Source organism: Bradyrhizobium sp. 61 (assembly GCF_023073075.1).
GTDB classification, from domain to species: Bacteria; Pseudomonadota; Alphaproteobacteria; order Rhizobiales; family Xanthobacteraceae; genus Bradyrhizobium; species Bradyrhizobium barranii.
Genome location: NZ_JADPIU010000088.1, coordinates 15421 through 39657 on the forward strand (window position 1 = coordinate 15421; position 24237 = coordinate 39657).

22 protein-coding genes are annotated in these 24237 nt (G+C 64.1%); 15 read left to right on the forward strand and 7 right to left on the reverse strand.

What is annotated here, in order from left to right; all coding sequences use genetic code 11:
* Positions 1–18 precede the first annotated feature (18 nt).
* Positions 19–993, reverse strand: coding sequence for a quinone oxidoreductase (locus tag IVB46_RS36625; RefSeq protein WP_247303354.1), 975 nt, complete (start codon positions 991–993; stop codon positions 19–21).
* 227 nt (positions 994–1220) lie between these two features.
* Here IVB46_RS36625 and IVB46_RS36630 point away from each other — a divergent pair, with 227 nt between their 5' ends.
* The 3 genes from IVB46_RS36630 to IVB46_RS36640 all read left to right on the forward strand — a co-directional run bounded on the left by IVB46_RS36630 (position 1221) and on the right by IVB46_RS36640 (position 3897).
* Positions 1221–1418 carry a hypothetical protein gene (locus IVB46_RS36630; protein WP_208087881.1) on the forward strand — a complete coding sequence of 66 codons (198 nt, stop codon included), beginning with the start codon at positions 1221–1223 and terminating at the stop codon, positions 1416–1418.
* Between the two features lie 146 nt (positions 1419–1564).
* Positions 1565–2512, forward strand: coding sequence for a MoxR family ATPase (locus tag IVB46_RS36635; protein WP_014493696.1), 948 nt, complete (start codon positions 1565–1567; stop codon positions 2510–2512).
* Positions 2513–2517: 5 nt separating this feature from the next.
* Entirely contained in the window at positions 2518–3897 is a 1380-nt protein-coding gene (locus IVB46_RS36640) for a VWA domain-containing protein (protein ID WP_247303365.1), read from the forward strand.
* A gap of 25 nt (positions 3898–3922) precedes the next feature.
* On the opposite strand, the gene IVB46_RS36645 is transcribed toward IVB46_RS36640, so the two are convergent.
* Positions 3923–4105, reverse strand: a complete 183-nt coding sequence (locus IVB46_RS36645; RefSeq protein ID WP_028152900.1) for a hypothetical protein — start codon at positions 4103–4105, stop codon at positions 3923–3925.
* Positions 4106–4470: 365 nt separating this feature from the next.
* Here IVB46_RS36645 and IVB46_RS36650 point away from each other — a divergent pair, with 365 nt between their 5' ends.
* Positions 4471–4692 (forward strand): hypothetical protein, encoded by a 222-nt coding sequence (locus IVB46_RS36650; protein WP_247303367.1) that lies wholly within the window; start codon positions 4471–4473, stop codon positions 4690–4692.
* Positions 4693–4779: 87 nt separating this feature from the next.
* On the opposite strand, the gene map is transcribed toward IVB46_RS36650, so the two are convergent.
* On the reverse strand, positions 4780–5532 hold the full coding sequence (gene map, locus IVB46_RS36655; RefSeq protein ID WP_085405731.1) for a type I methionyl aminopeptidase: 753 nt from the start codon (positions 5530–5532) through the stop codon (positions 4780–4782).
* Positions 5533–5714: 182 nt separating this feature from the next.
* Between map and IVB46_RS36660 the strand changes: the two genes are divergently transcribed.
* Positions 5715–7034: a dicarboxylate/amino acid:cation symporter gene (locus tag IVB46_RS36660; protein ID WP_247303369.1), complete on the forward strand. Its 1320-nt coding sequence runs from the start codon at positions 5715–5717 to the stop codon at positions 7032–7034.
* Positions 7035–7042: 8 nt separating this feature from the next.
* On the opposite strand, the gene IVB46_RS36665 is transcribed toward IVB46_RS36660, so the two are convergent.
* Both IVB46_RS36665 and IVB46_RS36670 read right to left on the reverse strand, forming a co-directional pair.
* Positions 7043–8416 carry a hypothetical protein gene (locus tag IVB46_RS36665; RefSeq protein ID WP_247304728.1) on the reverse strand — a complete coding sequence of 458 codons (1374 nt, stop codon included), beginning with the start codon at positions 8414–8416 and terminating at the stop codon, positions 7043–7045.
* Positions 8417–8517: 101 nt separating this feature from the next.
* Positions 8518–9792, reverse strand: coding sequence for an allantoate amidohydrolase (locus IVB46_RS36670; RefSeq protein WP_247303370.1), 1275 nt, complete (start codon positions 9790–9792; stop codon positions 8518–8520).
* Between the two features lie 400 nt (positions 9793–10192).
* On the opposite strand from IVB46_RS36670, the gene IVB46_RS36675 reads away from it, so the two are divergent.
* Genes IVB46_RS36675 through IVB46_RS36700 form a run of 6 tightly spaced genes read left to right on the forward strand, consistent with a single transcriptional unit; the run spans position 10193 to position 16065 of the window.
* The gene (locus IVB46_RS36675; RefSeq protein WP_247303372.1) at positions 10193–11305 is read left to right on the forward strand and encodes a BMP family ABC transporter substrate-binding protein; all 1113 of its coding nucleotides are present in this window, start codon (positions 10193–10195) and stop codon (positions 11303–11305) included.
* On the forward strand, positions 11302–12414 hold the full coding sequence (locus tag IVB46_RS36680; RefSeq protein WP_247303374.1) for an ABC transporter permease: 1113 nt from the start codon (positions 11302–11304) through the stop codon (positions 12412–12414). Before IVB46_RS36675 ends, IVB46_RS36680 begins: the two co-directional genes overlap by 4 nt.
* Before the next feature lies 1 nt (position 12415).
* The gene (locus tag IVB46_RS36685; RefSeq protein ID WP_038957599.1) at positions 12416–13342 is read left to right on the forward strand and encodes an ABC transporter permease; all 927 of its coding nucleotides are present in this window, start codon (positions 12416–12418) and stop codon (positions 13340–13342) included.
* A gap of 11 nt (positions 13343–13353) precedes the next feature.
* Positions 13354–14037 (forward strand): isochorismatase family cysteine hydrolase, encoded by a 684-nt coding sequence (locus IVB46_RS36690; RefSeq protein WP_063982027.1) that lies wholly within the window; start codon positions 13354–13356, stop codon positions 14035–14037.
* Complete coding sequence (locus tag IVB46_RS36695) at positions 14034–15566, forward strand: ABC transporter ATP-binding protein (RefSeq protein ID WP_247303376.1); 1533 nt, start codon at positions 14034–14036, stop codon at positions 15564–15566. Before IVB46_RS36690 ends, IVB46_RS36695 begins: the two co-directional genes overlap by 4 nt.
* Before the next feature lie 13 nt (positions 15567–15579).
* Complete coding sequence (locus IVB46_RS36700) at positions 15580–16065, forward strand: nucleoside deaminase (protein WP_247303378.1); 486 nt, start codon at positions 15580–15582, stop codon at positions 16063–16065.
* A 183-nt stretch (positions 16066–16248) separates the two neighbouring features.
* Here IVB46_RS36700 and IVB46_RS36705 read toward each other — a convergent pair whose 3' ends face one another.
* Complete coding sequence (locus tag IVB46_RS36705; protein WP_085405721.1) at positions 16249–17358, reverse strand: hypothetical protein; 1110 nt, start codon at positions 17356–17358, stop codon at positions 16249–16251.
* 573 nt (positions 17359–17931) lie between these two features.
* Here IVB46_RS36705 and IVB46_RS36710 point away from each other — a divergent pair.
* The 4 genes from IVB46_RS36710 (at position 17932) to IVB46_RS36725 (ending at position 22635) form a co-directional block, all read left to right on the forward strand.
* Positions 17932–19503 (forward strand): ABC transporter ATP-binding protein, encoded by a 1572-nt coding sequence (locus IVB46_RS36710; RefSeq protein ID WP_247303381.1) that lies wholly within the window; start codon positions 17932–17934, stop codon positions 19501–19503.
* On the forward strand, positions 19487–20578 hold the full coding sequence (locus IVB46_RS36715; protein WP_247303383.1) for an ABC transporter permease: 1092 nt from the start codon (positions 19487–19489) through the stop codon (positions 20576–20578). The genes IVB46_RS36710 and IVB46_RS36715 overlap by 17 nt, the downstream gene beginning before the upstream one ends.
* Entirely contained in the window at positions 20565–21482 is a 918-nt protein-coding gene (locus IVB46_RS36720) for an ABC transporter permease (protein WP_085405716.1), read from the forward strand. The genes IVB46_RS36715 and IVB46_RS36720 overlap by 14 nt, the downstream gene beginning before the upstream one ends.
* Before the next feature lie 76 nt (positions 21483–21558).
* Positions 21559–22635, forward strand: coding sequence for a BMP family ABC transporter substrate-binding protein (locus IVB46_RS36725; RefSeq protein WP_247304731.1), 1077 nt, complete (start codon positions 21559–21561; stop codon positions 22633–22635).
* Between the two features lie 109 nt (positions 22636–22744).
* Here the strand turns inward: IVB46_RS36725 and IVB46_RS36730 are convergent, their stop codons facing one another.
* Positions 22745–24094, reverse strand: coding sequence for an 8-oxoguanine deaminase (locus IVB46_RS36730; RefSeq protein ID WP_247303385.1), 1350 nt, complete (start codon positions 24092–24094; stop codon positions 22745–22747).
* Positions 24095–24237: the final 143 nt, after the last annotated feature.

A 24237-nucleotide genomic window follows, 5' to 3' on the forward strand; every position in this document is an offset into this window, starting at 1 on the left:
TCACTGCCCGGCCGGATATCACACCGTGAGAACGGTCGATCCCGTGGTCTTGCGCGCAGCGAGATCGGCATGCGCTTTGGCGGCATCCTTCAGCGGGTACGTCTGGTGCACCTCGATCTTGACCGCGCCGGACTTCACGACGTCGAACAGCTCGTTCGCCATCGCGACCAGGGCCTCGCGCTTGGCAGCGTAGGTGAACAGCGTCGGACGGGTGACGTAGAGCGAGCCCTTCTGCGCGAGCAGGCCGAGATTGAGCGGCTCGACAGCGCCGGAGGACGCACCGAACAGCGCGGCAACACCGAGCGGCGCAAGACAATCCAGCGACTTCAGGAACGTGTCCTTGCCGACGGAATCATAGACCACCGGCACCTTCTTGCCGCCCGTGATCTCGTCCACACGCTTCACGAAATCCTCGCGCGTATAGATGATCACATGATCGCAGCCATGTGCCTTGGCGAGCTTTGCCTTCTCGTCGTTGCTGACGGTGCCGATCACTGTCGCGCCGAGATGTTTTGCCCACTGGCTCAGGATCAGGCCGACGCCGCCGGCTGCGGCGTGGAGCAGGATGGTGTCGCCGGCCTTCACGCGATAGGTCTGCCGGATCAGATATTGGGTGGTGAGCCCCTTCAGCATCATGGCCGCCGCGGTCTTGTCGTCGACGCCGTCGGGCAGCTTCAACAGCCGGTCGGCCGGGATCAGCCGCGCCTCGGCATAGGCGCCGAGCGGCGAGGCACCATAGGCAACGCGATCGCCGGGCTTCAGATCGGTAACGCCGGCCCCGACCTCCTCGACGACGCCAGCTCCCTCGCTGCCGAGACCGCTCGGCAATTGTACCGGATACACACCGGAGCGATTGTAGATGTCGACGAAGTTGAGGCCGACCGCCGTGTGGCGAATGCGCGCCTCGCCCGGCCCGGGCTTGCCGACACTGACTTCCTCCCAGACCAGGACTTCAGGACCGCCGGTCTTGTGAAAGCGAATGGCATGCGTCATGGGCGTTGCTCCCTTATCGTTGCAGTGAAGGTCCGTGGAAAACGGATCGGCCTGTGAAATAGGAATTCGGTCGGCCCGTTACAGTACAGAGACGTAACAAGAATGTCACAGCGAACGACAAACGCCTGCCGTTCCGCCTCTGGTCGAAAGAGTTGATGACGGCACCGGCGCGTTCCGGCAGTAGCCTTTTCGCGGGGTTTGGTGGTCGCCTGCGAAGGAGAGCCGAGATGCCAGCTTATGTACAGCATCATCAGGACATCGAAATCGCGCCTGTAATTTGTCCCGCCTGCATGGGGTTCCTGCCGATGTACGTCCGCGAGGTCGAACCGCATTGGGGCCTTGCCAAGATCGACTTCGTCTATGAATGCGCGGACTGCGGCGCCGAAGTCCGGCAGACCATCCGCAAGCCGGAGCTGCGGCACTGACCGCACGATCAGCCATCGCTTAAGTATTTGCGCTGAACGGAAAAAGCGACGTTCAGCGCGGGTCAGGCCGTCCCAAACGAGGCTTGTTCTTTGCCGGGAACGCAGGCAGAACAAGCCTCAAGCAAGACCTTTGGGAGCGCCCTTTCGTGGCTGAACAGAAGGCCTCGACCTCGATCGAGGCAGTGGAGAGCGGCCTCGCCGCGCAGGGCTATATCGCGAGCCGGCAGATCGCGACCGCCGTCTATTTGTCGCAGCAGATCGAGAAACCGATCCTGGTCGAAGGGCCCGCGGGCGTCGGCAAGACCGAGCTTGCCAAGGCCATTGCTGCCTGGCGCGGCATGAAGATGATCCGCCTGCAGTGTTACGAGGGCCTCGACGAGGCCAAGGCGCTCTACGAGTGGAAATACGCAAAACAGCTTCTCTACACCCAGATCCTCAAGGACAAGCTCGGCGAAGTCCTCGGCGGCGCGCAGACGCTGCATGACGCACTCAATCAGCTCCACGATTTCGGCGACGTGTTCTTCTCCAAGGAGTTCGTCGAGCCGCGGCCGCTGCTGCAGGCGCTGGAGCAGCCGGGCGGTTGCGTGCTGCTGATCGACGAGATCGACAAGTCCGACGCTGAATTCGAATCGCTGCTGCTTGAGATCCTGTCCGACTTCCAGGTCACGATCCCGGAGCTCGGCACGGTCGCGGCGATCACGCCGCCGACGGTGATCCTCACCTCGAACAGCGAGCGTGACCTCGGCGACGCCCTGAAGCGGCGCTGCCTGCATCTGCATATCGGCTTCCCCGAGCAGCGGCTCGAAGAACGCATCGTCGAGAGCCGCGTCTCCGGTATCTCGCAGGCGCTGCGCCGGCAGATGGTCGGCTTCATCCACGAGATCCGCTCGCTCGACCTGAAGAAGCTGCCTTCGGTCAGTGAGACCATCGACTGGGCGCGCGTTCTGGTTCTACTTCAGGCCTCGGAGCTCGATACGGACATCGTCAAGGACACGCTCAATGTGCTCCTGAAGTACGAGGCCGACATCGAGGCAGCAACGCCGCAAGTTACGACCTTCATTGCCAAGGCGGCACGGTCCAACGTCTTCGGTTGACGCCGATGCGCGAGAATCTCCATCGTTTCTTTCGAGCGGCGCGCGGTGCCGGCGTGCATGTCTCGCCCGCCGAAAGCATCGATGCGATGCGCGCGGTCAACCAGGTCGGCTTTTCCGACCGGGCCATCCTGCGCGATGCGCTGCTCCTGACGCTCGCCAAGTCGCAGGACGAGAAGCTCGCCCTCGGCGACTGCTTTGATCTCTTCTTCAGCCAACCAGAGCCGCGGCAGGATCAACCCGAGGCCGACGACAACGACGACGCATCGCAGGACGCGGATCAGCCCCCCTCACCCGGCTCGGCCAGTGAAGCAGGCGAAGGTCAGGCTTCCGAAGCATTAGGCGCGCTTGCGCAGATGCTGCTGTCGCAGGATCGCAACGCGATCGCAGCCGCGATCGCCAGCGCTTCCGGTGCGGCTTCGCTGTCCGACATCCGCTATTCGACTCAGCGCGGCATCTTTTCCAGCCGCATCCTCGACGCCATGGGCCTTCAGCGCCTGCGCGACGATCTCGACGCGCTCACCGCGACCAATCCGTCGCTGGCCGAGCGTCTGCGCGGCGCGCTGGACGCGTTACGCGAAGCAGTCCGCGACACGGTCTCGCAAGGCCTTGCGCTTTATGCCCGCGAAGAGGCCGAAAACCTCCGCAACGAGATCCTGCGCAACGCGCCTCTCGCCCGCATCGAGCGGCGCCAGGTCGCGGAGATGCGCGCCCTCATCCGCCAGATCGCGCGGCGCCTGCGCGAACGCTACTCGAAGCCGCGCAAGCGTCAGCGCCGCGGCCATCTCGACGTCCGTCGCACACTGCGCCGCAACGCGGCCTGGGGCGGCGTGCCCTTCCTCACCGCGTGGAAGCGCAAGCACCGCGACCGGCCGAAGATCGTCGCAATCTGCGACGTCTCAGGCTCGGTCGCGCAGGTCTCCGATTTCTTCCTGCTCCTGATCCACTCGCTGCACGAGGTGGTCGACGACGTCCACTCCTTCGCCTTCTCCTCGCATCTGATCGAGGTCAGCGAGATCCTGGAAAAGAAGTCGCCGGAAGAGGCGATGGCCGAGATCATGTCCAAGGTCGGCTTCGGCTCATCCGACTACGGCTCTTCGCTCGTCGATTTCGAGAAGGGGTTTATGAGCACGCTGACGCCGCAGACCACGGTGATCGTGCTCGGTGACGCCCGCAGCAACAATCTCGACCCGCGCGCCGACATCCTGCGCCGCATCTCCGAACGCTCGAAGCGCGTGGTCTGGCTCAATCCCGAAGGACGGCTCGCCTGGGGCTTCGGTGATTCCGAGATGCCGCGCTACGCGACCTTCTGCACTGTCGTGCGCCAATGCGCCACCGCACAGCAGCTCGAACGCGCCGTGTCCGACATCGTGGCGACTTATCAGTAGACGGCAATCACGTCCGCCGCTGGCGTCAGGCGGCAGTCAGCTCGGCCTGGACGAGGTTGCACTCCCGAAAGTGATGCGCAATTTCGTCGAGCGCGCGCTGCTCCCATTCCTGGGCCTGCGCGAGCCAGAACGCCCGTCGCTCCGAATCCAGCGCCGCCCGCTCTCGGCAGAGGAATTCCTGACTGCGAATTGCCATCAGCCTGTTCATGCACTCACACTCCTGTCGTGTGAAGCCAATCCCCTGCGAATCAACGTAGCAGAGTCCAGTCAGAGTCCAATCGCCCTCGCTTCACGATTTCTGTGCATATCGCGACGCGCAATGGGACAGTGATGCTTCCCGTGCACTGCGGTAACTCTCGCCGCACGATCAAGCGCACATCATCAATTAGTGATCGGAGACCGGGACGATTTTCGTGCGCGAACGATCTTAACTGTTGTGGCGCAATGACGTGCGGCAATTCGTGAAGAGAGGTTCTAAACAGCTTACCGAATTCCCGACTCATTGTCGTCGCATGGTGTTCATGCGGCGCCGCTAACAGGGGCTCGCGAACTTGGACTATCGCTTGAGGCAACATGAGCAACGACATCGACTTCGATCTTTCGCCGGACCAATGGGAAGCGCTGAAAGCGCTTCGCAACCCCGTGTCGAATGGTCGCCTCTCGAAGGCCTATCTCGTCGAAGGTCTCGTCAAGCTCGGTCTCGTTGTGATCAATGACGGCGTACCCTCGATGACGCCAACCGGACGCAAGGTGCTGGTGCGCGGATCGTGCCGGCTACTGGATCTCGTGGCGTGACGAGACTGTCCGCGCGCAACAGCTCTGCATGATCGCCTGAAAAATAATCTCTTGCGTTCCCGATGACAGCGCGTCGCGGGGACGACCTCAATCCGCCAGCGTAACGATCAAAGGTCCATTTCGGGTTGCGACAACCGTGTGCTCGTACTGAACGGTAGGCGCCTCGGGGCTGCTGTAGAGCGTCCATGGATCGTCATCACCGTTCTCGGCCCACTCCGCGCCAAGCGACAGGAACGGCTCGACGGTGAACACCAGGCCATCGCTCATGATGCGGCGCTCGGAGCGATCGGGCCATGTCGCGATCTCCGTCGGCTCCTCGTGGAGCGACAAGCCGACACCGTGACTGGCTAGGTTCTTGACGAGCATGTAGCCGTTTTTCCGCGCAAACGTCCCGATGGCCTGACCGATGCCGGCAATCGGTTTGCCGGCGCCGACCTGCCGCAGGCCCGTCCACATCGCCCGCCGACCATCCCTGCAAAGACGCTCGATCGAACGGGTCACGGGCGGAACGGCGAACGAGGCTCCCGTATCGGCAAAGAAGCCGCTCTTCTCGGCCGAGACGTCGATGTTGACGAGGTCGCCACGCTCGATCCGCCGGGCACCCGGGATGCCATGAGCGATCTCTTCGTTCACGCTGATGCAGGTTGCGCCAGGAAAGGCATAGGCCAGTTCCGGCGCCGAACGCGCTCCGGCGGCCTCAAGGAGCTCTCGTCCGATCCGGTCGAGTTCCGCCGTGGTCATGCCGGGCTCGAGGGCCTTCCCCATCGCCTCAAGGGCATTGGCGACGATACGCCCGACCTCTTTCAGGCAGATCAGATCGTTCTCATTCGAGATTGTCATATCAAGCTCTCGCGAAAGCCGGGACATAGCTGTTGCGATGCCGACTTGCAAACGGAAGAGCGCGCACAAGAATCCCGGATTATGCGGCGCCCTGGATGACTTCCAGGACCAGGCCGCGACAATCTGGCACGGTTGTTGCTCCTTTTTGACGTCCAAGACGCGTCAAACCGGGGGAGTCCACCATGTCGACCATCACCGCGGCACCTACCGCCGAGCCGAAGCCGCTCTACACCTCGCTGTTCGTCCAGGTCCTCGCCGCGCTGGTGCTTGGCGTCATCCTGGGGATGGCCGTTCCGGACTTCGCCATCGGGCTCAAGATCCTCAGCGACGCTTTCCTGAAGCTGATCTCGATGATCGTGGCCCCGATCGTGTTCTGCGTCGTCGTGCACGGCATTGCCGGCGCCGGCGACCTCAAGAAGGTCGGCCGGGTCGGCGTCAAGGCGCTGGTCTATTTCGAGGTGATGACGACGGTCGCGCTCGTGGTCGGCCTGCTGCTCGCCTATCTCTTCGGCCCCGGCCACGGCATGAACATCGATCCCTCGACGCTCGACGCCAAGGCGCTCAACACCTATGCCGACAACGCCCACAAGCTGTCCGGCGGCGGCATCGGCGCCTTCCTGATGAACGTGATCCCCAGCACCTCGTTCGATGCGCTGTCGCGCAACGACGTGCTCCAGGTGCTGTTCTTCGCGATCCTGTTCGGTGTCGGCCTTGCGCTCGTCGGCGGTGAGAAGGGCGCGCTGGTCACATCGATCATCGACGCGGCCTCCACCGTGCTGTTTCGGGTCATGGGGCTGATCGTGCGGGTCGCGCCGCTCGGCGTGCTCGGCGCGGTCGCCTATACCGTCGGCAAATACGGTGTCGGCTCGCTGAAGCAGCTCGTTTCGCTGGTGATGCTGTTCTACGTCTCGGTCGGCATCTTCGTGCTGGGCGTGCTCGGCGGCGTGATGGCGCTCGCCGGAATTAGCATCCTCAAATTCCTCTCCTACTTGCGCGAAGAGTTGACCATCGTGCTCGCGACCGCGTCCTCCGATGCCGTGCTGCCGCAGATCATGAAGAAACTGGAGCGGATGGGCGTGAAGGATTCCGTGGTCGGCCTCGTCATCCCGACCGGCTATTCCTTCAACCTCGACGCTTTCTCGATTTACCTGACGCTTGCCGTCGTCTTCATCGCGCAGGCGACCAACACGCCGCTGTCCTTCGGCGATCTCCTGCTGGTGCTCGGCGTCTCGCTGATCACGTCGAAGGGCGCGCACGGCGTGCCGGGCTCGGCGATCGTGATCCTGGCCGCGACGCTCAACGCGGTGCCGAGCATTCCCGCCATCGGCCTCGTGCTGGTGTTGTCGGTCGATTGGTTCATCGGCATGGCCCGCGCCCTCGGCAACCTCGTCGGCAATTGCGTGGCGACTGTGGTGGTGGCCGCCTGGGAGGGTGACCTCGACCGCGCCAAGGCGGCCAAGGTGCTGGAGGGCGGCGAACTGGTGGACGTGACCGCGGGATAGGCCGCGGATCAATCATTCCACTGGAGGAGTGGCGTTCCATACGCCCTCCTCCAGACCGACAGGAAGCGCGGAAACCAGGAGTGCGCCACGGCGCCCTTGTAGGCCCAGGTGCGATACTTCAGGCCCTGCTCCGAGATCAGCTCCTGATAGCCGCCATGGACCTCGGTCGCGGTCCGAATGTCCTTCAATATCCCCTGCGCGCAAGCCCGATAGGTATCGCTCCCTGAGGCTTCATCAAAATCCAGCATCCGATCCGCGAATTCAACATTGAATGTCGGCCACGACGAACGCCCCTGATAGGCCGGCGCCGCGATCTTGTGGATCATCTTGTTCCGTGGATTATCCGCGGACACCAGGAAGTGGAACGTGCTGGGGATGCGAAAGCGCGGCTCGGCGATGATCAGATCCGTCGTAGCCGCAAACAGCGCCCGCTCGCTAGCATTGTTCATGTCCCAGAAGCCGCGATGCACGCTGACGAAATCCAGGGCCACCAAGGACACCGGTGCGCCCGCCGGGCCGTCAAGCGAATGCCTGATATAGCCGTCCTTGCCGAACAAACGGAGCAGATCTCTCTTGTACTGCGCAAGGTCGCGACCGAGCAGCCGCTTCAGTTCGTTCTCGTCGACGATCCCGAGCTGCACGCCCCACACAAACGTCGTGTAAACGCAGGCGTTGGTGACGAAGCGCCTCCGCTCGGCCCTCGTATCCGTTGCCGCAGAGCGAGGCCCGCCGGCATCGCACAGCAGATATCTGGTGCCATCAGTGTCAAATGGCTCCAGTTCGCTCGCAAGCCGGAGGATCGCTCGCTTCAGGTCTGCGCCATACTCGGCCAGCAACAGGCGGCCAGCATGTGCGCATTGCGACATCGCCAGATAGGAAGACGCTCTCTCGTCGGCACCTATCATCTGCTGGAGACCGGCGAGAATGCCGAGCAGCGTGTCCGAGGGCCGCGAGAAATAATTCACGCCGAGGTACCGCCCACGTCCCGCAGGGACGATGGTCGTCGTGACCACGTCGGCGCGAACCGCCTCCAGCAGGAGGCGAACGCTCTTTTCGAGCAGGCGCGCCCGGCGCACTGCGTCCTGCGAATCCATGATGGTTTCGGGATCGAGAACGTCGGGATAAAACCAGGCGAAGTCGCGCGGGTAATAGGCGGAGGCGTGCGGCGCTCCCGTGACGAGGAAGGCCTCGGTCACCGAAAAGGCACTGTCCATCGAGTGCCGGTAGAGGTCCTCGATGTCCGACAACGCATGATGCGATTGTCTCAGGAAGCGATCACCGAGAAAATTGACCGCCTGAAGCGCGTTGGCGACGAAGGTCGCAGCCATCCCCTGGTAGAACCGGTTCTCACGATGTGATGGAAAAGAGATGTCGCTGTTCATATGCGTCAATCGGCTGATGTCTCGTGACCCCGTGATGGCGGCCACCATTTTAAACATGACTGATTCGTATCTCTACCCGGTGACTTGCGGGCTTCAGGCAATCACTTCGCGCCGGCGCGGCCCTCCCGCGGCCTGAAATTCTCGATCACCCGCAGCAGCACGCGCGCGCCGGCGTCGGCATCGGCGAGCTCGACGTGCTCGTCCGGGTGGTGGCTGATGCCGCCGCGACAGCGGACGAAGATCATGCCGACATCGGCGATATCGATCATCGCCATGCCGTCGTGCCCTGCCCCGCTCGGCAGCTCGAACACCGACGCGCCTTCGGCGGCGATCGCCCGCGCGATCTGATCCTTCAGCCAGGGTGCGCAAGGCGCGGTGCGGTTCTCGTGCGTGACGTCGAGCTGAAGCGCCAATTGCCGGCGTTTGGCGATGGCCTCGATTTGCCGGACGACGTCGGCGACCGCGCGCTTGCGATGCATGTCGGTCGGTGCCCGCATGTCGATGGTGAACGACACTTCGCCCGGGATGACATTGGTCGCGCCGGGCCTCGCCTGGATATAGCCGACGGTGCCGACCAGCCCGCCCGCGTCGGTGCGGCAAAACTGCTCGATCGCGCCGATGCATTCGGCCGCGCCGGCGAGCGCATCACGGCGCAACGCCATCGGCACGGTGCCGGCATGACCGGCCATGCCGGTCAGCCGCGCAGCGAGCCGTGTCGCGCCCGCAATCGCAGTGACGACCCCGACGGGCAGGTTCCGGGCTTCCAGCACCGGGCCCTGCTCGATGTGCAATTCGAGATAGGCGAGCAGCTCGCGCCGGGCCCGCGCGGCCGCGCCGATGTGATCGGGATCGAGGCCGAACGCGACGAGCGCATCGCGCATCGACACGCCGTCGCGGTCGCGCGTGTTCAGGACACTCTCGTCGAAGGTGCCCGCCACCGCCCGGCTTCCGAGCAGCGTCGAAGCGAAACGTACCCCCTCTTCATCGGCAAAGCCGATCACCTCGATCGCGAACGGCAGGCGCTTGCCGCGGCGGTTGAGATCGGCGACGCAGGCAATCGCCGTGGTCACCCCCAGCGGCCCGTCCCATTTCCCGGCATCGCGCACCGTGTCGTAGTGCGAGCCGAGCATCAGGCAGGGCGCCCCCAACTGCTCGCCTTCGTAGCGTCCGCAGACATTCCCGATCGCATCGAGATGCGCGTTCATGCCGGCTTCGCGCATCCAGCCCAGGATGAGGTCAGCGGCCTTGCGCAGCTCGTTGGTGAGGAAGATGCGGGTGAGCTTGTCGCCGTCTTCCGAGATCGCGGCGAGCTCGTTGATCCCCCGCACGATCTCCTCGCCGAGCGATGCATTCTGAACGGGGTTACTAGCAATCATCTCGGCGAGATTCCCATCTCTTGGGACCGCGGCGGCGGTCCTGGCGGCGATCGATACAAGTTCGGTGCCAGCAAAAAAGTCACGACCGCGGTCCCGATCCGCGCGTGGGTAGCATGAATGCGGGTTGCCGGCAGTTCGTAGCTCCCGCCATGCACACACGCGAGCTGGCCTGGCTGCTCAACTCCATTGCATACAACTTCTATATTTTGCTCAAAAATTAATCTGACGGTTTACTCGGCAGGATTCTGAAAATTTATAAAAACGATACTTTTCAATGGCTTCAAATCAATTGATCACTCCGTGGCCTCTGGCACGAAGCTTGCGACATCTTATCCCCAGGCTCCGCCAGACCGGCGCGGCCGCGAGATTAAGGCGGGACATCCGCCAAGGGGAGCGAGCAATGGATTTCGGCAAGATTTCACGACGTCATTTGTTGCAGGGCGGCGCGGCGCTGACCCTCGGTGCGGCAGCGGGCGTCCGTCCCGCCTTCGCGGCCGATACCACCATCGGCTTCATCTATGTCGGCTCGCGCGACGACTACGGCTACAACCAGGCGCATGCGCAGGGCGCGGCGGCACTGAAGAAAATTCCGGGGCTGAAGGTCGTCGAGGAAGAGAAGGTGCCGGAGACCGACGCGGTCGAGAAGACGATCGAGTCCATGATCAACCTCGACGGCGCCACCCTGCTCTTCCCAACCTCGTTCGGCTACTACAACCCGCACATGATCAAGATGGCCACCAAGTTCCCGAAGCTGCGCTTCGAGCACTGCGGCGGCCTGTGGAGCGACAAGGATCCAAAGAACGCCGGCAGCTATTTTGGCTATATCGACGAGGCCCAGTACATTTCGGGCATCGTCGCCGGCTACACCTCCAAGAGCGGCAAGCTCGGCTTCGTTGCCGCCAAGCCGATCCCGCAGGTGCTGCGCAACATCAACGCCTTCGCGCTCGGCGCCAGGCTCGCCAATCCCAAGGCCACCACGCAGGTCATTTTCACTGGCGATTGGTCGATGCCGGTCAAGGAGGCCGAAGCCACCAACAGCCTGATCGATCAGGGCGTCGACGTGCTCACCTGCCACGTCGACGGCCCGAAGACCATGGTCGAGAACGCGGCGCGCCGCGGCGCCTTCGTCTGTGGCTATCACACCAACCAGTCGCCGCTGGCGCCGAAGGCGTATCTCACCGGCGCCGAGTGGAATTGGGAAGCGCTCTATCCGAAGTTCGTCAAGATGATCGCCGCCGGCGAAAGCATCCCGAACTTCTATCGCGGCGGACTCAAGGAAGAGATCGTCAAGACCTCGCCCTACGGTGAGGCAGTCTCCGCCGAGGCGCGCAAGCACGCCGACGAGGTCAAGGCCAAATTCCTGTCGGCGGAGGGCTACGCCATCTTCAAGGGCGGGCTGCTCGACAACAAGGGCAAGACGGTGATCGCGGCCGGCACCGATCGCGGCCAGAAGGATCCTGAGCTGGAGAAGATGGACTACCTGGTCGACGGTGTGATCGGAGCGACTTCGTGACAACGGAAGCCGCGGATTCCACTGAAGCGGCCGGGACAATCGCCCCGGCCGCCGGTCCCGGCTTTCTTCAGCGCCACGGCGCGACCATCGAATACGTCCTGATCCCGGGCGCGGCGCTGGCCGGCGCGCTCGTGATCTTCGGCATCTTCGTCGCGATGTTCGGCAAGAACCCGCTCGATCTCTATTTTTATATGTACTACGGCGCTTTCGGCACCTGGTTCTCCTGGCAGAATACGTTGACGCGTGCTGCGCCGCTGATCCTCACCGCGCTCTGCACCGCACTGCCGGCACAGCTCGGCATGGTCATCATCGGCGGCGAAGGCGCGCTCCTGATCGGCGCGCTGTCGGCGACCAGCGCCGCGCTGGCGCTTCAGGGCACGCCGCCGCTCGTCGTGCAAATTGCCATGGTCATCGGCGGCGTGATCGGCGGCGGTCTGTGGATCATGTTGTCGGGCGGCTTGCGCCAGTATCGCGGCGTCAACGAGACCATCTCGAGCCTGCTGCTCGTCTACATCGCGCTCGCGATCCTCAACCATCTTGTTGAGGGGCTGATGCGCGATCCCGCCAGCCTCAACAAGCCGTCGACGCGCGAGATCGGCGCCGCCAACATGATCGGCAGCATTCCCGGCACCGACGTGCATTGGGGCCTCGTCTTCGGCCTGATCGCCGCGATCGCTGCCTACGTCCTGATCTATCACACCGTGTTCGGCTTCGCCGCGCGCGTCGCCGGCGGCAACATCCGCGCCGCAAAGATCGTCGGTCTCGGCGTCAGCAAGTTGATCCTGACCATCTGCTTCCTCGCCGGCGGCGCCGCGGGCCTTGCCGGCATGATCGAGGTCGCCGCCGTGCAGGGACGCACCAACGCCAACCTTGCGGCGGGCTACGGCTTCACCGGCATTCTCGTCGCCTTCCTCGCCCGGCAGAATCCGCTCGCGATCATTCCTGTCGCGATCCTGCTCGGCGGCATCAGCGCCAGCGGCGGCCTGCTGCAGCGCCGCCTCGGATTGCCCGACGCATCCGTTCTGGTGCTTCAGGGCATCATCTTCGTCTTCGTGCTGGCCAGCGATGCACTTTACGGCCGCATTGGATTTTTGAAGGGAAAATCCTGAAATGGCAGACGGATCGATCGGCCTCTGGACAGTCCCGCTTGCCGTGCTCGGCGGCGCCATTCGTGTCTCGACGCCGTTCCTGTTCGTGAGCCTGGGAGAATGCATCACCGAGCGCTCCGGCCGCATCAATCTCGGCCTTGAGGGCACGCTGGTGATGGGCGCGATGAGCGCCTACGGCATCTCCTATCTCACGGGCTCGCCCTGGCTTGGCGTGCTCGCCGCCGGCATCACGGGTGCACTGCTGGGCGCATTGCACGCCGGTATCTGCTCGCTGCCGCGCGTCAACGATATCGCGGTCGGCATCGCGCTGATGCTGTTCGGCACCGGCCTTGCCTTCTATCTCGGTAAGCCGCTGATCGAGCCCACCGCGCCGCGCCTGCCCGCGATCGATTTTGGCTGGTGGAGCGACGTCCCGCAGGTTCGCGCCGCGCTACGCGTCAACGTCCTGTTCCTGATCGGCGTCGCGCTCGCGCCAATCCTCTATTGGGCCTTCCGCACCACGCGCTGGGGCCTTTTGATCCGCACCGCCGGCGAGAGCTCCGACGCAGCGCGCGCGATGGGCCATTCCGTGTTGCTGATCCGCCTGCGCGCGACCATGGTCGGCGGCTTCCTTGCCGGCATCGGCGGCTCGTTCCTGTCGCTGTTCTATCCCGGAAGCTGGAACGAGGGCCTGTCCTCCGGCCAGGGCATCACGGCCGTGGCCCTCGTGATCTTCGCGCGCTGGGATCCCCTGCTCTGCCTGTGGGCCTCGCTCGCCTTCGGCGGTGCCGCGGCCCTGGGCCCTGCACTGCAATCGGTCGGCGTCACCTCCGGCTACCACCTCTTCAACGCCGCCCCCTACATCCTGACGCTGGCGATCATGATCATCACCTGCTCGCCGAAACGCACGCTGACCGGAGCCCCGGCCGAATTGTCGATCACCCGCTAGAGAGCGAAATCATGCCCGAGCGCTATCTCAAGTCCGAGCCCTACGCCTGGCCTTACAATGGCGATCTCCGTCCCGAAAACACCGCGCTCATCATCATCGACATGCAGACCGATTTCTGCGGCATCGGCGGCTATGTCGACAAGATGGGCTACGACCTCTCGCTGACGCGGGCGCCGATCGAGCCGATCAAGAAGTTGCTCGCAGCGATGCGCGCGCAAGGCTTCCACATCATCCATACGCGCGAAGGCCACCGCCCCGATCTCTCCGACCTTCCCGCCAACAAGCGCTGGCGCTCGCGCCAGATCGGCGCCGGCATCGGCGATCCCGGCCCTTGCGGGCGTATCCTCGTTCGCGGCGAGCCGGGCTGGGACATCATCGAGGAGCTGGCGCCGCTGCCGGGCGAGCCGATCATCGACAAGCCCGGCAAGGGCTCGTTCTGCGCCACCGACCTGGAGTTGATCCTGCGCGTGCGCGGCATCGAGAACATCGTGCTGACGGGCATCACGACCGACGTGTGCGTCCACACCACCATGCGCGAGGCCAACGACCGCGGCTTCGAATGCGTCCTGCTGCACGATTGCTGCGGCGCGACCGACAAGAGCAATCACGACCATGCACTGAAGATGATCAAGATGCAGGGCGGCGTGTTCGGCGCGGTCTCGACGTCGGACGCCTTCATCGGAGCTATTTCGTGATCATCGGCGAAACGCCGCCGCCAGCAGGCGCCTTCGGCGTCGACGCCATCGCAATGACCATGCGCTTCGGCGACTTCCTCGCGCTCGACAATGTCGAGCTGAAGGTGCGGCCGGGCTCGTTCCACGCGCTGCTCGGCGAGAACGGCGCCGGCAAGTCGACGCTCGTCAAATGCATCATGGGCTATTACCACGCGACCGAAGGCGACATCCTCGTCGGCGGCCGCGAGCAGGCGATCGCAAATCCAAAGGACGCCCACGCGCTCGGCCTCGGCATGGTCTACCAGCATTTTACCCTGGTGCCGGCCATGACGGTCGCCGAAAACCTCGTGCTGGCCCGCGACGATGTGCCAGCCGTGGTGAACTGGTCGAAGGAGATGAAGGAGCTCGAGGCTTTTCTGGCGCGGATGCCGTTCAAGGTGCCGCTCGGCGCCAAGGTCTCCGACATCTCCGCCGGGGAGCGGCAGAAATGCGAGATCCTCAAGCAGCTCTATCTGAAGCGCCGCTTCCTGATCCTGGACGAGCCGACCTCGGTGCTGACGCCGGCGGAGGCCGACGAAGTTCTTGGCATGCTCCGCGACATGGTCGTCAAGGGCGAGCTGACGATCCTGATGATCACGCACAAATTCCGCGAGGTCATGGCCTTCGCCGACGACGTCACGATCCTGCGCCGCGGCAAGCTCGCAGGTGCCGGCAAGGTTTCCGAACTCACACCGGATGCGATGGCGCGAACCATGATCGGCGCCGAAGAGCTGACCGTGCAGCCGCCGCGCACCGGCGAAGCTGGCAATGCGCGTTTGGAGTTGGAAAAGCTCCGCGCGCTCGACGATGCCGGCGCCATCGCCGTGCACGACGTCTCACTCACGGTCCGCGCCGGTGAGATCGTGGGCATTGCCGGCGTCTCCGGCAATGGCCAGCGCCAGCTGGTCGAGGTATTGGCCGGCCAGCGCGAGCCGGAGGGCGGTGAAATTCGCGTCGCGGGCGATTCCTATCACGCCAGCCGCGAGGAGATGTGCCGCCACAAGATGTCGCTCTTGCCCGAGGAGCCGCTCAAGAACGCCTGTGTCGGCGGCATGAGCGTCGCCGACAACATCGCCTTCCGCGAATTCGACCGCGCGCCCTTCGCCAGCGGCGGCTGGTGGCTCAACCGTGGCGCCTTCCGGGACGATGCGAAGAAGAAGATCGCCCAGTACAAGATCAAGACCCGCACCCCGGACACGCCAATCTCGGCGCTGTCAGGCGGCAACGTCCAGCGCGCCGTGCTGGCACGCGAGCTTGGCGGCAACGTCGAGGTGCTGATCGCGGCCAATCCCTGCTTCGGCCTCGACTTCGCGGCGGTGGCGCAGATCCACGCCGAGATCATGGCCGCCCGCAACCGTGGCGCCGCCGTGCTGCTCGTCAGCGAGGATCTCGACGAATTGCTCGAACTCTCCGATCGGCTGGTGGTGATGTTCCACGGCGAATTCGTGTATGAAGCACGAACCAGCGAAGCCGATCTGACCGTGGTCGGCCGGCATATGGCGGGGCATTGACCAGGGACGAGCGATGAGCGGCGGATCCGAGCGCGACGAACACTTCCTCCGCCTGTCCTTTACGGTCGCCCGCCGCTCGCTCACCCATGGCAACCATCCGTTCGGCTGCGTCGTCGTCGATGCCGATGGTAAGGTGCTGATCGAGACCGAGAACGGCTACATGCCCGACCACGACGGCACTGCGCATGCCGAGCGCCTGGCGGCCACGCAGGCCTGCCGTACGCTCAGCCGCGAGGTGCTGGCGACATCCACGCTCTATTCCTCCGCCGAACCCTGCGCGATGTGTGCCGGCGCGATCTACTGGGCCGGCATCGGCCGTGTGGTCTATGGCCTCAGCGAGCACCGGCTGCGCGGCGTCACCGGCAACCATCCCGAGAACCCCACGCTCGATTTGCCCTGCCGCGAGGTCTTAGCCAGCGGCCAGCGGCCGACGGAGGTTGTGGGGCCGCTGCTCGAGGACGAAGCTGAGGCGCTGCACGACGGCGTGTGGGCGAAGTAGCGAACTCCAAGAACTCGCCTGCGTAGGGTGGGCAAAGCGAAGCGTGCCCACCAATCCCAACCGCTCGGAGAGATGGTGGGCACGGCGCGTTGCGCCTTTGCCCACCCTACGCTCTCACAAACGCCGATGGAGCCGCGCGGACATGCGCGGCGCCATCGTTGTAGCTTGGAGACATTCAGTCGATCAGAACTTCACAGTGACGCCACCGTACACCGTGGACTCGGTGCAGCTGTTGGTGCTCTGGCCGGTCGCGGCGACCGTGCAGACGCCGGGCATGGCGTTGTGGTCGAGGCCGAACTTGTTCTGCCAGTAGCGATAGGCAACCCAGAGATCGACGAAGTGCGAGTACTTGTCACCCCAGGCTGCCTTCGAAGCGTCGAAGGTCAGACGGATCGGTTCGCTGTTCAACTCGACCTTGGAAGCAGTAGAGAACCGGCCAGGGCCGGAGAGCGCGGGAAGGCCGTTCGAGTCGCCCTTCGCTCCATACCAGCCGGCGCGGCCGCTGATCGACCAGAACTGCATGTTCGGCGGCAGGAAACCGAGGTCCATGTAGTAGTTGATTTCGACGGCCCAGGTCGGGTTGTAGCTGACATTGCCATCGGAATTACAGCTCACACCCGGGAGGGGGCCAGCAAAACCGCTGCCGCACTGAGTGAAGGCGTTGTGGTTGGAGAACTCCCAGTACATCAAGGGCGCGACGTTGATGTAGCCCTTGTAAGGAAGATCGAAGGCGAACTGGAGACCGGCAACGACGTCCCGCTTCGCGGGCGCCAAGAAGGTGTTCTCGGAATTGCCATCCATACCGACTTCAAACGAGATGTTCTGCAGCGGCCCCGTGGTGAAGGCCTTGGTGTTGAAGAGCTGGTTCCAGCCGAAGGTCGAGCGGAACAGGCCGTAGATCTCGGTCGCGCCGGCGCAGTCGGCTGCACCGAAGGAGGAAGACAGACCAGGTGCGATACAGGGCGAAGCAGGGTCGTTATGGCCCGACTTGAACATCGAGATGGTGAAGAAGTTGGTGCCGTAGGCCCAGAGGTCGAAGTGCGTGAACGAATAGACCTGCTTGGCGGTCGTACCGTTGATGCTGCCGTTCGGATTGACGCTCCACATGCCGGGGTCAGTGCCCTTGGGCATCCAGGAGAACGTGACGCGGTTGTCGATCACCAGGAAGAACGGGACGTCCGACGCTTTCTTGGCAGCCTTGACCGGCAGGTCCGCTGCCTGAGCCAGGCCACTGGTAGCGAGTGTAGCAATCGACAGCGCCGCCGCTGCGATTGCCTTGAAACCAAACGACATCCTGAATACCCCCAAGTTTGGACACGTAAAAATGAACGCCCCTTGGGTGCGACACTTGCGCCGATCTCCCGGAGTGAGAAGCCTCAACTTTTTTCAAGGCATGCCGCTTGTTTCGGCAGGAGGCGGCCTTTCGACCTGGGAATTCGAGGATTTTTTCCGTTTCGCTGTTGCGTGCGCGCGGTGACGCGATGCCGAACATTCCCGTTTGATTTCATTTGTCTTTTGTGGCGGCGCAAGAATGCAGACACAATTGACGACAGCGACCGTTGGCCCGGTCGGGATTTGCATAGGCGCGCCGGCGTGACTTTGCTCAACTTCACGTCAGGCCTGCACAGCGGGTTCCGATTTGGTTTGAGCCGTCACAAATTTGCAACAGGCGTCTCTCGCAGGAGGCAGCCGCAACGGCTCTCCCGAATGTCGGTTGGAGACGATCATCGACTGACAAGGCCGCGACTCGCGACACAGACCGCCTGCCGAAGCGTTGAGCAAGGGATGACGCTTTTTCACATCTTACGCGACGGTTTAAACTAGCTCACAATTGAGGCACTTCACCCCGTGCCAGCGCATCGGCGAATGTTAGACCAGACGTCCAACGACCTGCATTCCGGCGAGCCCCCTCTGCTTCAGACGATCGGGCTCACCAAGCGCTATGGTGATTTCCTCGCCAACGACTCCATCAGCATCGAGATCCAGCCGAAACAGATCCATGCCCTGCTCGGCGAGAACGGCGCCGGCAAGTCGACGCTGGTCAAAGCGATCTACGGGCTGATCCAGCCCAGCGCCGGCGAGATCCGCTGGCAGGGCCACCCCATCGTGCTGTCGGGTCCGTCAGAGGCGCGCAGCCGCGGCATCGGCATGGTGTTCCAGCATTTCTCGCTGTTCGACAATCTCACCGTTGCCGAGAACGTCGCGCTCGGCCTCGACGGCAGGGAATCCTTCAAGGACATGTCGGCGCGGCTGGAGCAGGTGTCGAAGTCCTATGGACTGCCGCTCGATCCCAGGCGCGAGGTCTGGCAATTGTCGGTCGGCGAGCGCCAGCGCATCGAGATCGTCCGCGCGCTGATGCAGGATCCGAAATTCCTGATCCTGGACGAGCCCACTGCCGTGCTGACACCGCAGGAGGCCGACCAGCTCGTCATCGTGCTGGAACGCCTCAAGGCCGAAGGCCGCGCCATCCTCTACATCAGCCACAAGCTCGACGAAGTGAAGCGCCTCTGCGACACCGCCACGATCCTGCGCGGCGGCAAGAAGGTCGAGACCTGCAATCCCCGACTCGAGACCGCGGCCTCACTCGCGCGGATGATGGTCGGCGGCGAGATCAGGGAGGTGAAGGCACCGGCAGGCCGGAAGACCACCGTGCCGCGACTCGTCGTCAACGACCTTTCACTCGCGCCGAGCGAGGCGCATGGCGTGCGGCTCGAGCACATCTCGTTCGAGCTGAAGGGCGGCGAGATCCTCGGCATCGCCGGCGTCGCCGGCAACGGCCAGGACGAGTTGTTCGCCGCGCTCTCCGGCGAGCGCCTGTCGAACGACCCCGGCACCGTCGTGATCGAAGGCATCGCCGCCGGCCACCTCTCGATCACCCGGCGCCGCAAGCTGGGCGCGGCCTTCGTCCCGGAGGAACGGCTCGGCCACGGCACCGCGCCGCGCATGAAGCTGTCGGAGAACGCGCTACTGACCGGGCACGCCGCCAGCGGCATGGTCCATCACGGCTTCATCGACACCGCGGCGACACTAAAGACCGTGGACCGCGCCACCGAAACGTTCGACGTGCGCAAGGCCAAGCGGGATCCGGAAGCGGCGAGCCTGTCCGGCGGCAATCTGCAGAAGTTCATCGTCGGCCGCGAGATCCTGCGCAACCCCGCGGTGCTGGTGGTGAGCCAGCCGACCTGGGGCGTCGATGCCGGCGCCGCCGCCGTGATCCGCCAGGCGCTGCTTGATCTCGCAACCGCGGGCGCCGCCGTGCTCGTCACCAGCCAGGATCTCGACGAGCTCGCGGAGATCGCCGATCGGATCGCCGTGATGTTCCACGGCCGGCTCTCGGCGCCGCTTGCAACAAGCGAAGCCACGCGCGAAAAACTCGGGCTGTTGATGGGGGGCAGCAGCCTGGAGCCGAAGGAGGCCGCGCATGCAGTTGGTGCTTGAGAAGCGCGTCGAGCGCTCCAACACGATCGCGCTGGTCTCGCCGCTGATCGCGATCGGGCTGACGATCGCCACCATGACCATCCTGTTCGCGATCCTCGGCAAGAATCCGCTGCTCGCTCTGCATGCCTATTTCATCGCGCCGTTGACCGACGGCTATTCGCTGCAGGAGATCGCGGTGAAGGCCACGCCTCTGGTGATGATCGCGATCGGACTGTCGCTTTGCTATCTCGCCAATGCCTGGAACATCGGCGCCGAAGGGCAATTCCTGATCGGCGCGGTGGCCGGAAGCTGGATCGCGGTGAAGACGCAGGGCACCGATGCCGGCGCCTGGGTGCTTCCGGTCATGCTCGTGCTCGCCGCCGCAGCAGGCGCGCTCTATGCGCTGATCCCGGCGATCTGCAAGGTGAAGTTCGGCGCCAGCGAAATCCTGACCAGCCTGATGCTGGTCTATGTCGCCGACCTCTTCCTCGACTATCTCGTGCGCGGCCCCTGGCGCGATCCGCACGGCTTCAACTTCCCGACCACCGCGGAGTTCGATCCGGTCGCAACGGTGCCGCTGCTGATCGAAGGCGGCCGGCTGCATCTCGGCTCGATCATCGCCCTGCTCGTCGTCGCGGCAGCCGCGATCCTGCTCGGCCGCACCATCAAGGGCTTTGAGATTCGCGTGGTCGGCGCGGCGCCGCGCGCCGCACGGTTCGGCGGCTTCAACGCCAACCAGTTGGTCATCCTGACTTTCGCTGTGTCGGGAGCGCTCGCCGGGCTCGCCGGCATCATCGAGGTCGCGGGTCCGGTCGGGCATCTCCAGCCCGGCATCTCGCCAGGCTACGGCTTCACCGCGATCATCGTCGCCTTCCTCGGTCGGCTGAACCCGCTTGGAATACTAATTGCAGGCCTTTTTCTCGCATTGACCTTTATCGGCGGCGAGCAGGCGCAGATCGCGATGAAGATCCCGTTGGACGTCACCAAGGTCTTCCAGGGCATCCTGCTGTTCTACGTCCTCGCCTGCGATTCGCTCATTCTCTATCGCTTCAAGCTGGTTTTCCCGAACCGACAGGTGGCCCGTGGAACTGGTTGAAGCCATCATCCTCGCGGTGCTCGCCGCATCCACGCCGCTCCTGATCGCGGCGACCGGCGAGCTCGTGACCGAGCGCTCCGGCGTGCTCAATCTCGGCGTCGAGGGCATGATGATCGTCGGCGCGGCCTGCGGTTTTGCCGGTGCGTGGCTTACCGGCTCGATCTTCATCGGCGCGCTGTTCGGCATCGTCGCGGGCACGCTGATGTCGCTGGTGTTCGCGCTGATGACGCTCGGGCTCGCCGTCAACCAGGTTGCGACGGGTCTCGCGCTGACCATCCTCGGCGTCGGCCTGTCCGGCCTGATCGGCGCCGGCTTCGTCGGCGAGCGCATCACGCCCGCGATGCACCTCTATATTCCCGGCCTCACGGACATGCCGCTGATTGGCCGGGTGTTGTTCGGCGAGGACGCCTTTGTCTATTTCTCCATCGCACTCGTCATCGGCGTCTGGTGGTTCCTGTACCGCACGCGGGCGGGTTTGATCCTCCGCGCCTGCGGCGACAATCATGTCTCCGCGCATGCGCTCGGCTATCCCGTGCTGCGCATCCGCACCTTCGCCGTGATGTTCGGCGGCGCCTGCGCAGGACTTGCCGGCGCCTATCTGCCGCTCGCCTACACGCCGTTCTTCATTCCCGGCATGACCGCGGGCCGCGGCTGGATCGCGCTGGCACTGGTCGTGTTTTCGTCCTGGCGGCCGGGCCGGCTCGTGGTCGGCGCCTACCTGTTCGGCGCGGTGACGATCCTGCAACTGCACGCGCAGGGCTGGGGCGTCGGCATTCCCTCGCAGTTCATGTCGGCGCTGCCTTACCTCGCAACCGTCATCGTTCTGGTCCTGCTCTCACGCGCGCGCACCGGCGGCTCGACCGCGCCGGCCGCACTCGGCACCGTGTTCGTGCCCGACCGCTAGTTTCATTTCCGCGGCGTGCGCGATGGGGCGCGTACGTTGCGGATCGTGGCTGTCCCCTGATGTTTGGAGATTGATGATGAGGAAATCACTTCTTGCGCTGGCTGCCGGGCTTTTGCTTGCCGGAAGCGTCAGCGCAGCCTCCGCCGCCGACAAGCTGAAAGTCGGCTTCATCTATCTGGGTCCGATCGGAGACTTGGGCTGGACCTACCAGCACGACCTCGCGCGCCAGGCCCTGGTGAAGGAGCTGGGCGACAAGATCGAGACCACCTATCTCGAGAACGTGCCCGAAGGTCCCGACGCCGAGCGCTCCATCGAGCAGCTCGTCCGCGCCGGCAACAAGCTGATCTTCACGACCTCGTTCGGCTACATGGACCCGACGCTGAAGGTCGCCAAGAAATATCCGAACGTGCATTTCGAGCACGCCACCGGCTACAAGCGCAACCCGAACATGTCGACCTACTCGGCCAAATGGTGGCAGGGCCGTTACATCCAGGGCCTGATCGCGGCCAAGATGTCGAAGTCCGGGGTGCTCGGCTATATCGGCTCGTTCCCGATTCCGGAGGTCGTCTCCGGCATCAACGCGACGATCCTCGCGGCGCAGACCATCAATCCGAACATCAAGGTCAAGATCATCTGGGCCAACACCTGGTTCGACCCGGGCAAGGAGGCCGACGCCGCCAAGGCGCTGATCGACCAGGGCGCCGACATCATCATGCAGCACACGGATTCGCCTGCTGCGATGCAGATTGCCAGCGAACGCGGCAAGCTCGCCTTCGGCCAGGATTCCGAGATGATCAAGTTCGGGCCAAAGACCCAGCTCACCTCGATCCTGGACACCTGGGGCCCTTACTACATCGAACGCGTCAAGGCCGAGCTCGCCGGCACCTGGAAGTCCGAGGACAGCTGGGGCGGCCTCGACAGCCATATGTTCGCGATGGCGCCCTACACCAACATGCCTGACGACGTGAGGAAGATGGCCGAGGATGCCCAGGCCGCAATCACAGCGGGCAAGCTGCATCCGTTCAAGTGCCCGGTCATTGGGCAGGACGGCAAGCCGGTCGAGTGCAAAGGTGGCGATCACCTCGATGACGGCCAGATCCTCGGCATGAATTTCTACGTCAAGGGCATCGACGACAAGCTTCCGGGCAAGTAGCACGCTTCTTGCATTTCCTAGATCACCTGCTCCTCCCGGAGGAGGTTCGGAGGGGGTGGCCAGAAGCACCCGGCACTTGTGGTCGCCCCCTCTTTCTTTTTTGCCCGGATTATCCCGCCTGCATCGCCCGCGCTGCGGAACTGTGGCGGCGGATGAGATCGGGAACATCCAGTCCCGGGATCGCGCCGTCGATCACGGCCCATTGTCCCCCCACCATCACCCGGTCGGCCCGATGCGCCCCGCACAGCACCAGCGCGGCCAGCGGATCGCCGTGACCGGAGAAGCGCAGCTCGTCGAGCCTGAACAGGGCGAGATCGGCCGCCTTGCCGACGGCGATCTCGCCCAGTTCCGGCCGGCCGACGCAGGCCGCCGAGCCCTTGGTGGCCCAGCGCAGCGCATCCTTGTGGCTGACCTTGGCCACTCCGTAGCGCGCCCGCTGCAGCAGAAACGCCGCCCGCACCTCCTGCATCAAATTCGATCCGTCGTTCGAGGCCGAACCGTCGACGCCGATGCCGATGCCGACACCGGCCTCCTCCATCTCGCACACCGGGCAGCAGCCCGACGCCAGAATTTGATTGCTGCATGCGCAATGGCTGATGGTGGTCTTGGCCTTGCCGAGCCGCTTCATCTCCTCCGCATTGAAGAAGATTCCATGGGCGAGCCAGGTCCGCGCATTGAGCCATCCGCATTGCTCGAGATAGTCGAGCGGACGGCAGCCATACATCTGCTGGCAGAATTTGTTCTCGTCCTCGGTCTCGGCGAGATGGGTGTGCAGACGGACGTCGAGCTTGGCGGCGAGATCGGCGGTGGCGCGCATCAGCGACGTCGTGACCGAGAACGGCGAGCAAGGCGCCAGCGCGATCTGCACCATCGCATCCGCGCCACGCTGGTGATGCTTTGCAACCACCCGCGCGCTGTCGGCGAGGATCGTGTCCTCGTCCTGTACGACGCTGTCAGGCGGCAGGCCGCCGTCGCGCTGCGACAGGTTCATCGAGCCGCGTGTGAGTAGCACCCGGACACCGAGCCGTTTTGCGACCCCGACCTCGATATCGATGGACTCCTCGAGCCCCGCGGGGAACACATAGTGGTGATCCGTTGTGGTGGTGCAGCCCGAGAGCAGGAGCTCGGACATCGCCACGGTGACGCCGAGCTCGAGTGCTTCCGGCGTCATCCTCGCCCACACCGGATAGAGCGCCTGGAGCCAGGGAAACAGCTCGCGGTCCATCGCCGCCGGCAGCGCCCGCGTCAGCGTCTGATAGAAGTGATGATGTGTGTTGATCAGGCCTGGCAGCACGACATGCTCGCCCGCGTCGAACACCGCGACATCCGCCGTCGCAGGCCTGCCGCCGGCCGGCACGAGCTCGACAATCCGGCCATCCCTCACCACGATCCCGCGCTCGGCGCCGTCAGCGAGGATGGCGAGGGGATCCCTGATCCAGATCGGCTTTGCATCGCTCATGATCGTGGTCTCCTCACATCCGCTGATGACAAGGCCGGCAAGGCGGCCGCCGGCCCGATCACCTTCATGCTACGACTTGCTTGTTGCGACTTGGCTCCGGTCTTGCAAGACTCATCTGTACGATTCACGGGCGAAAAGCTTTG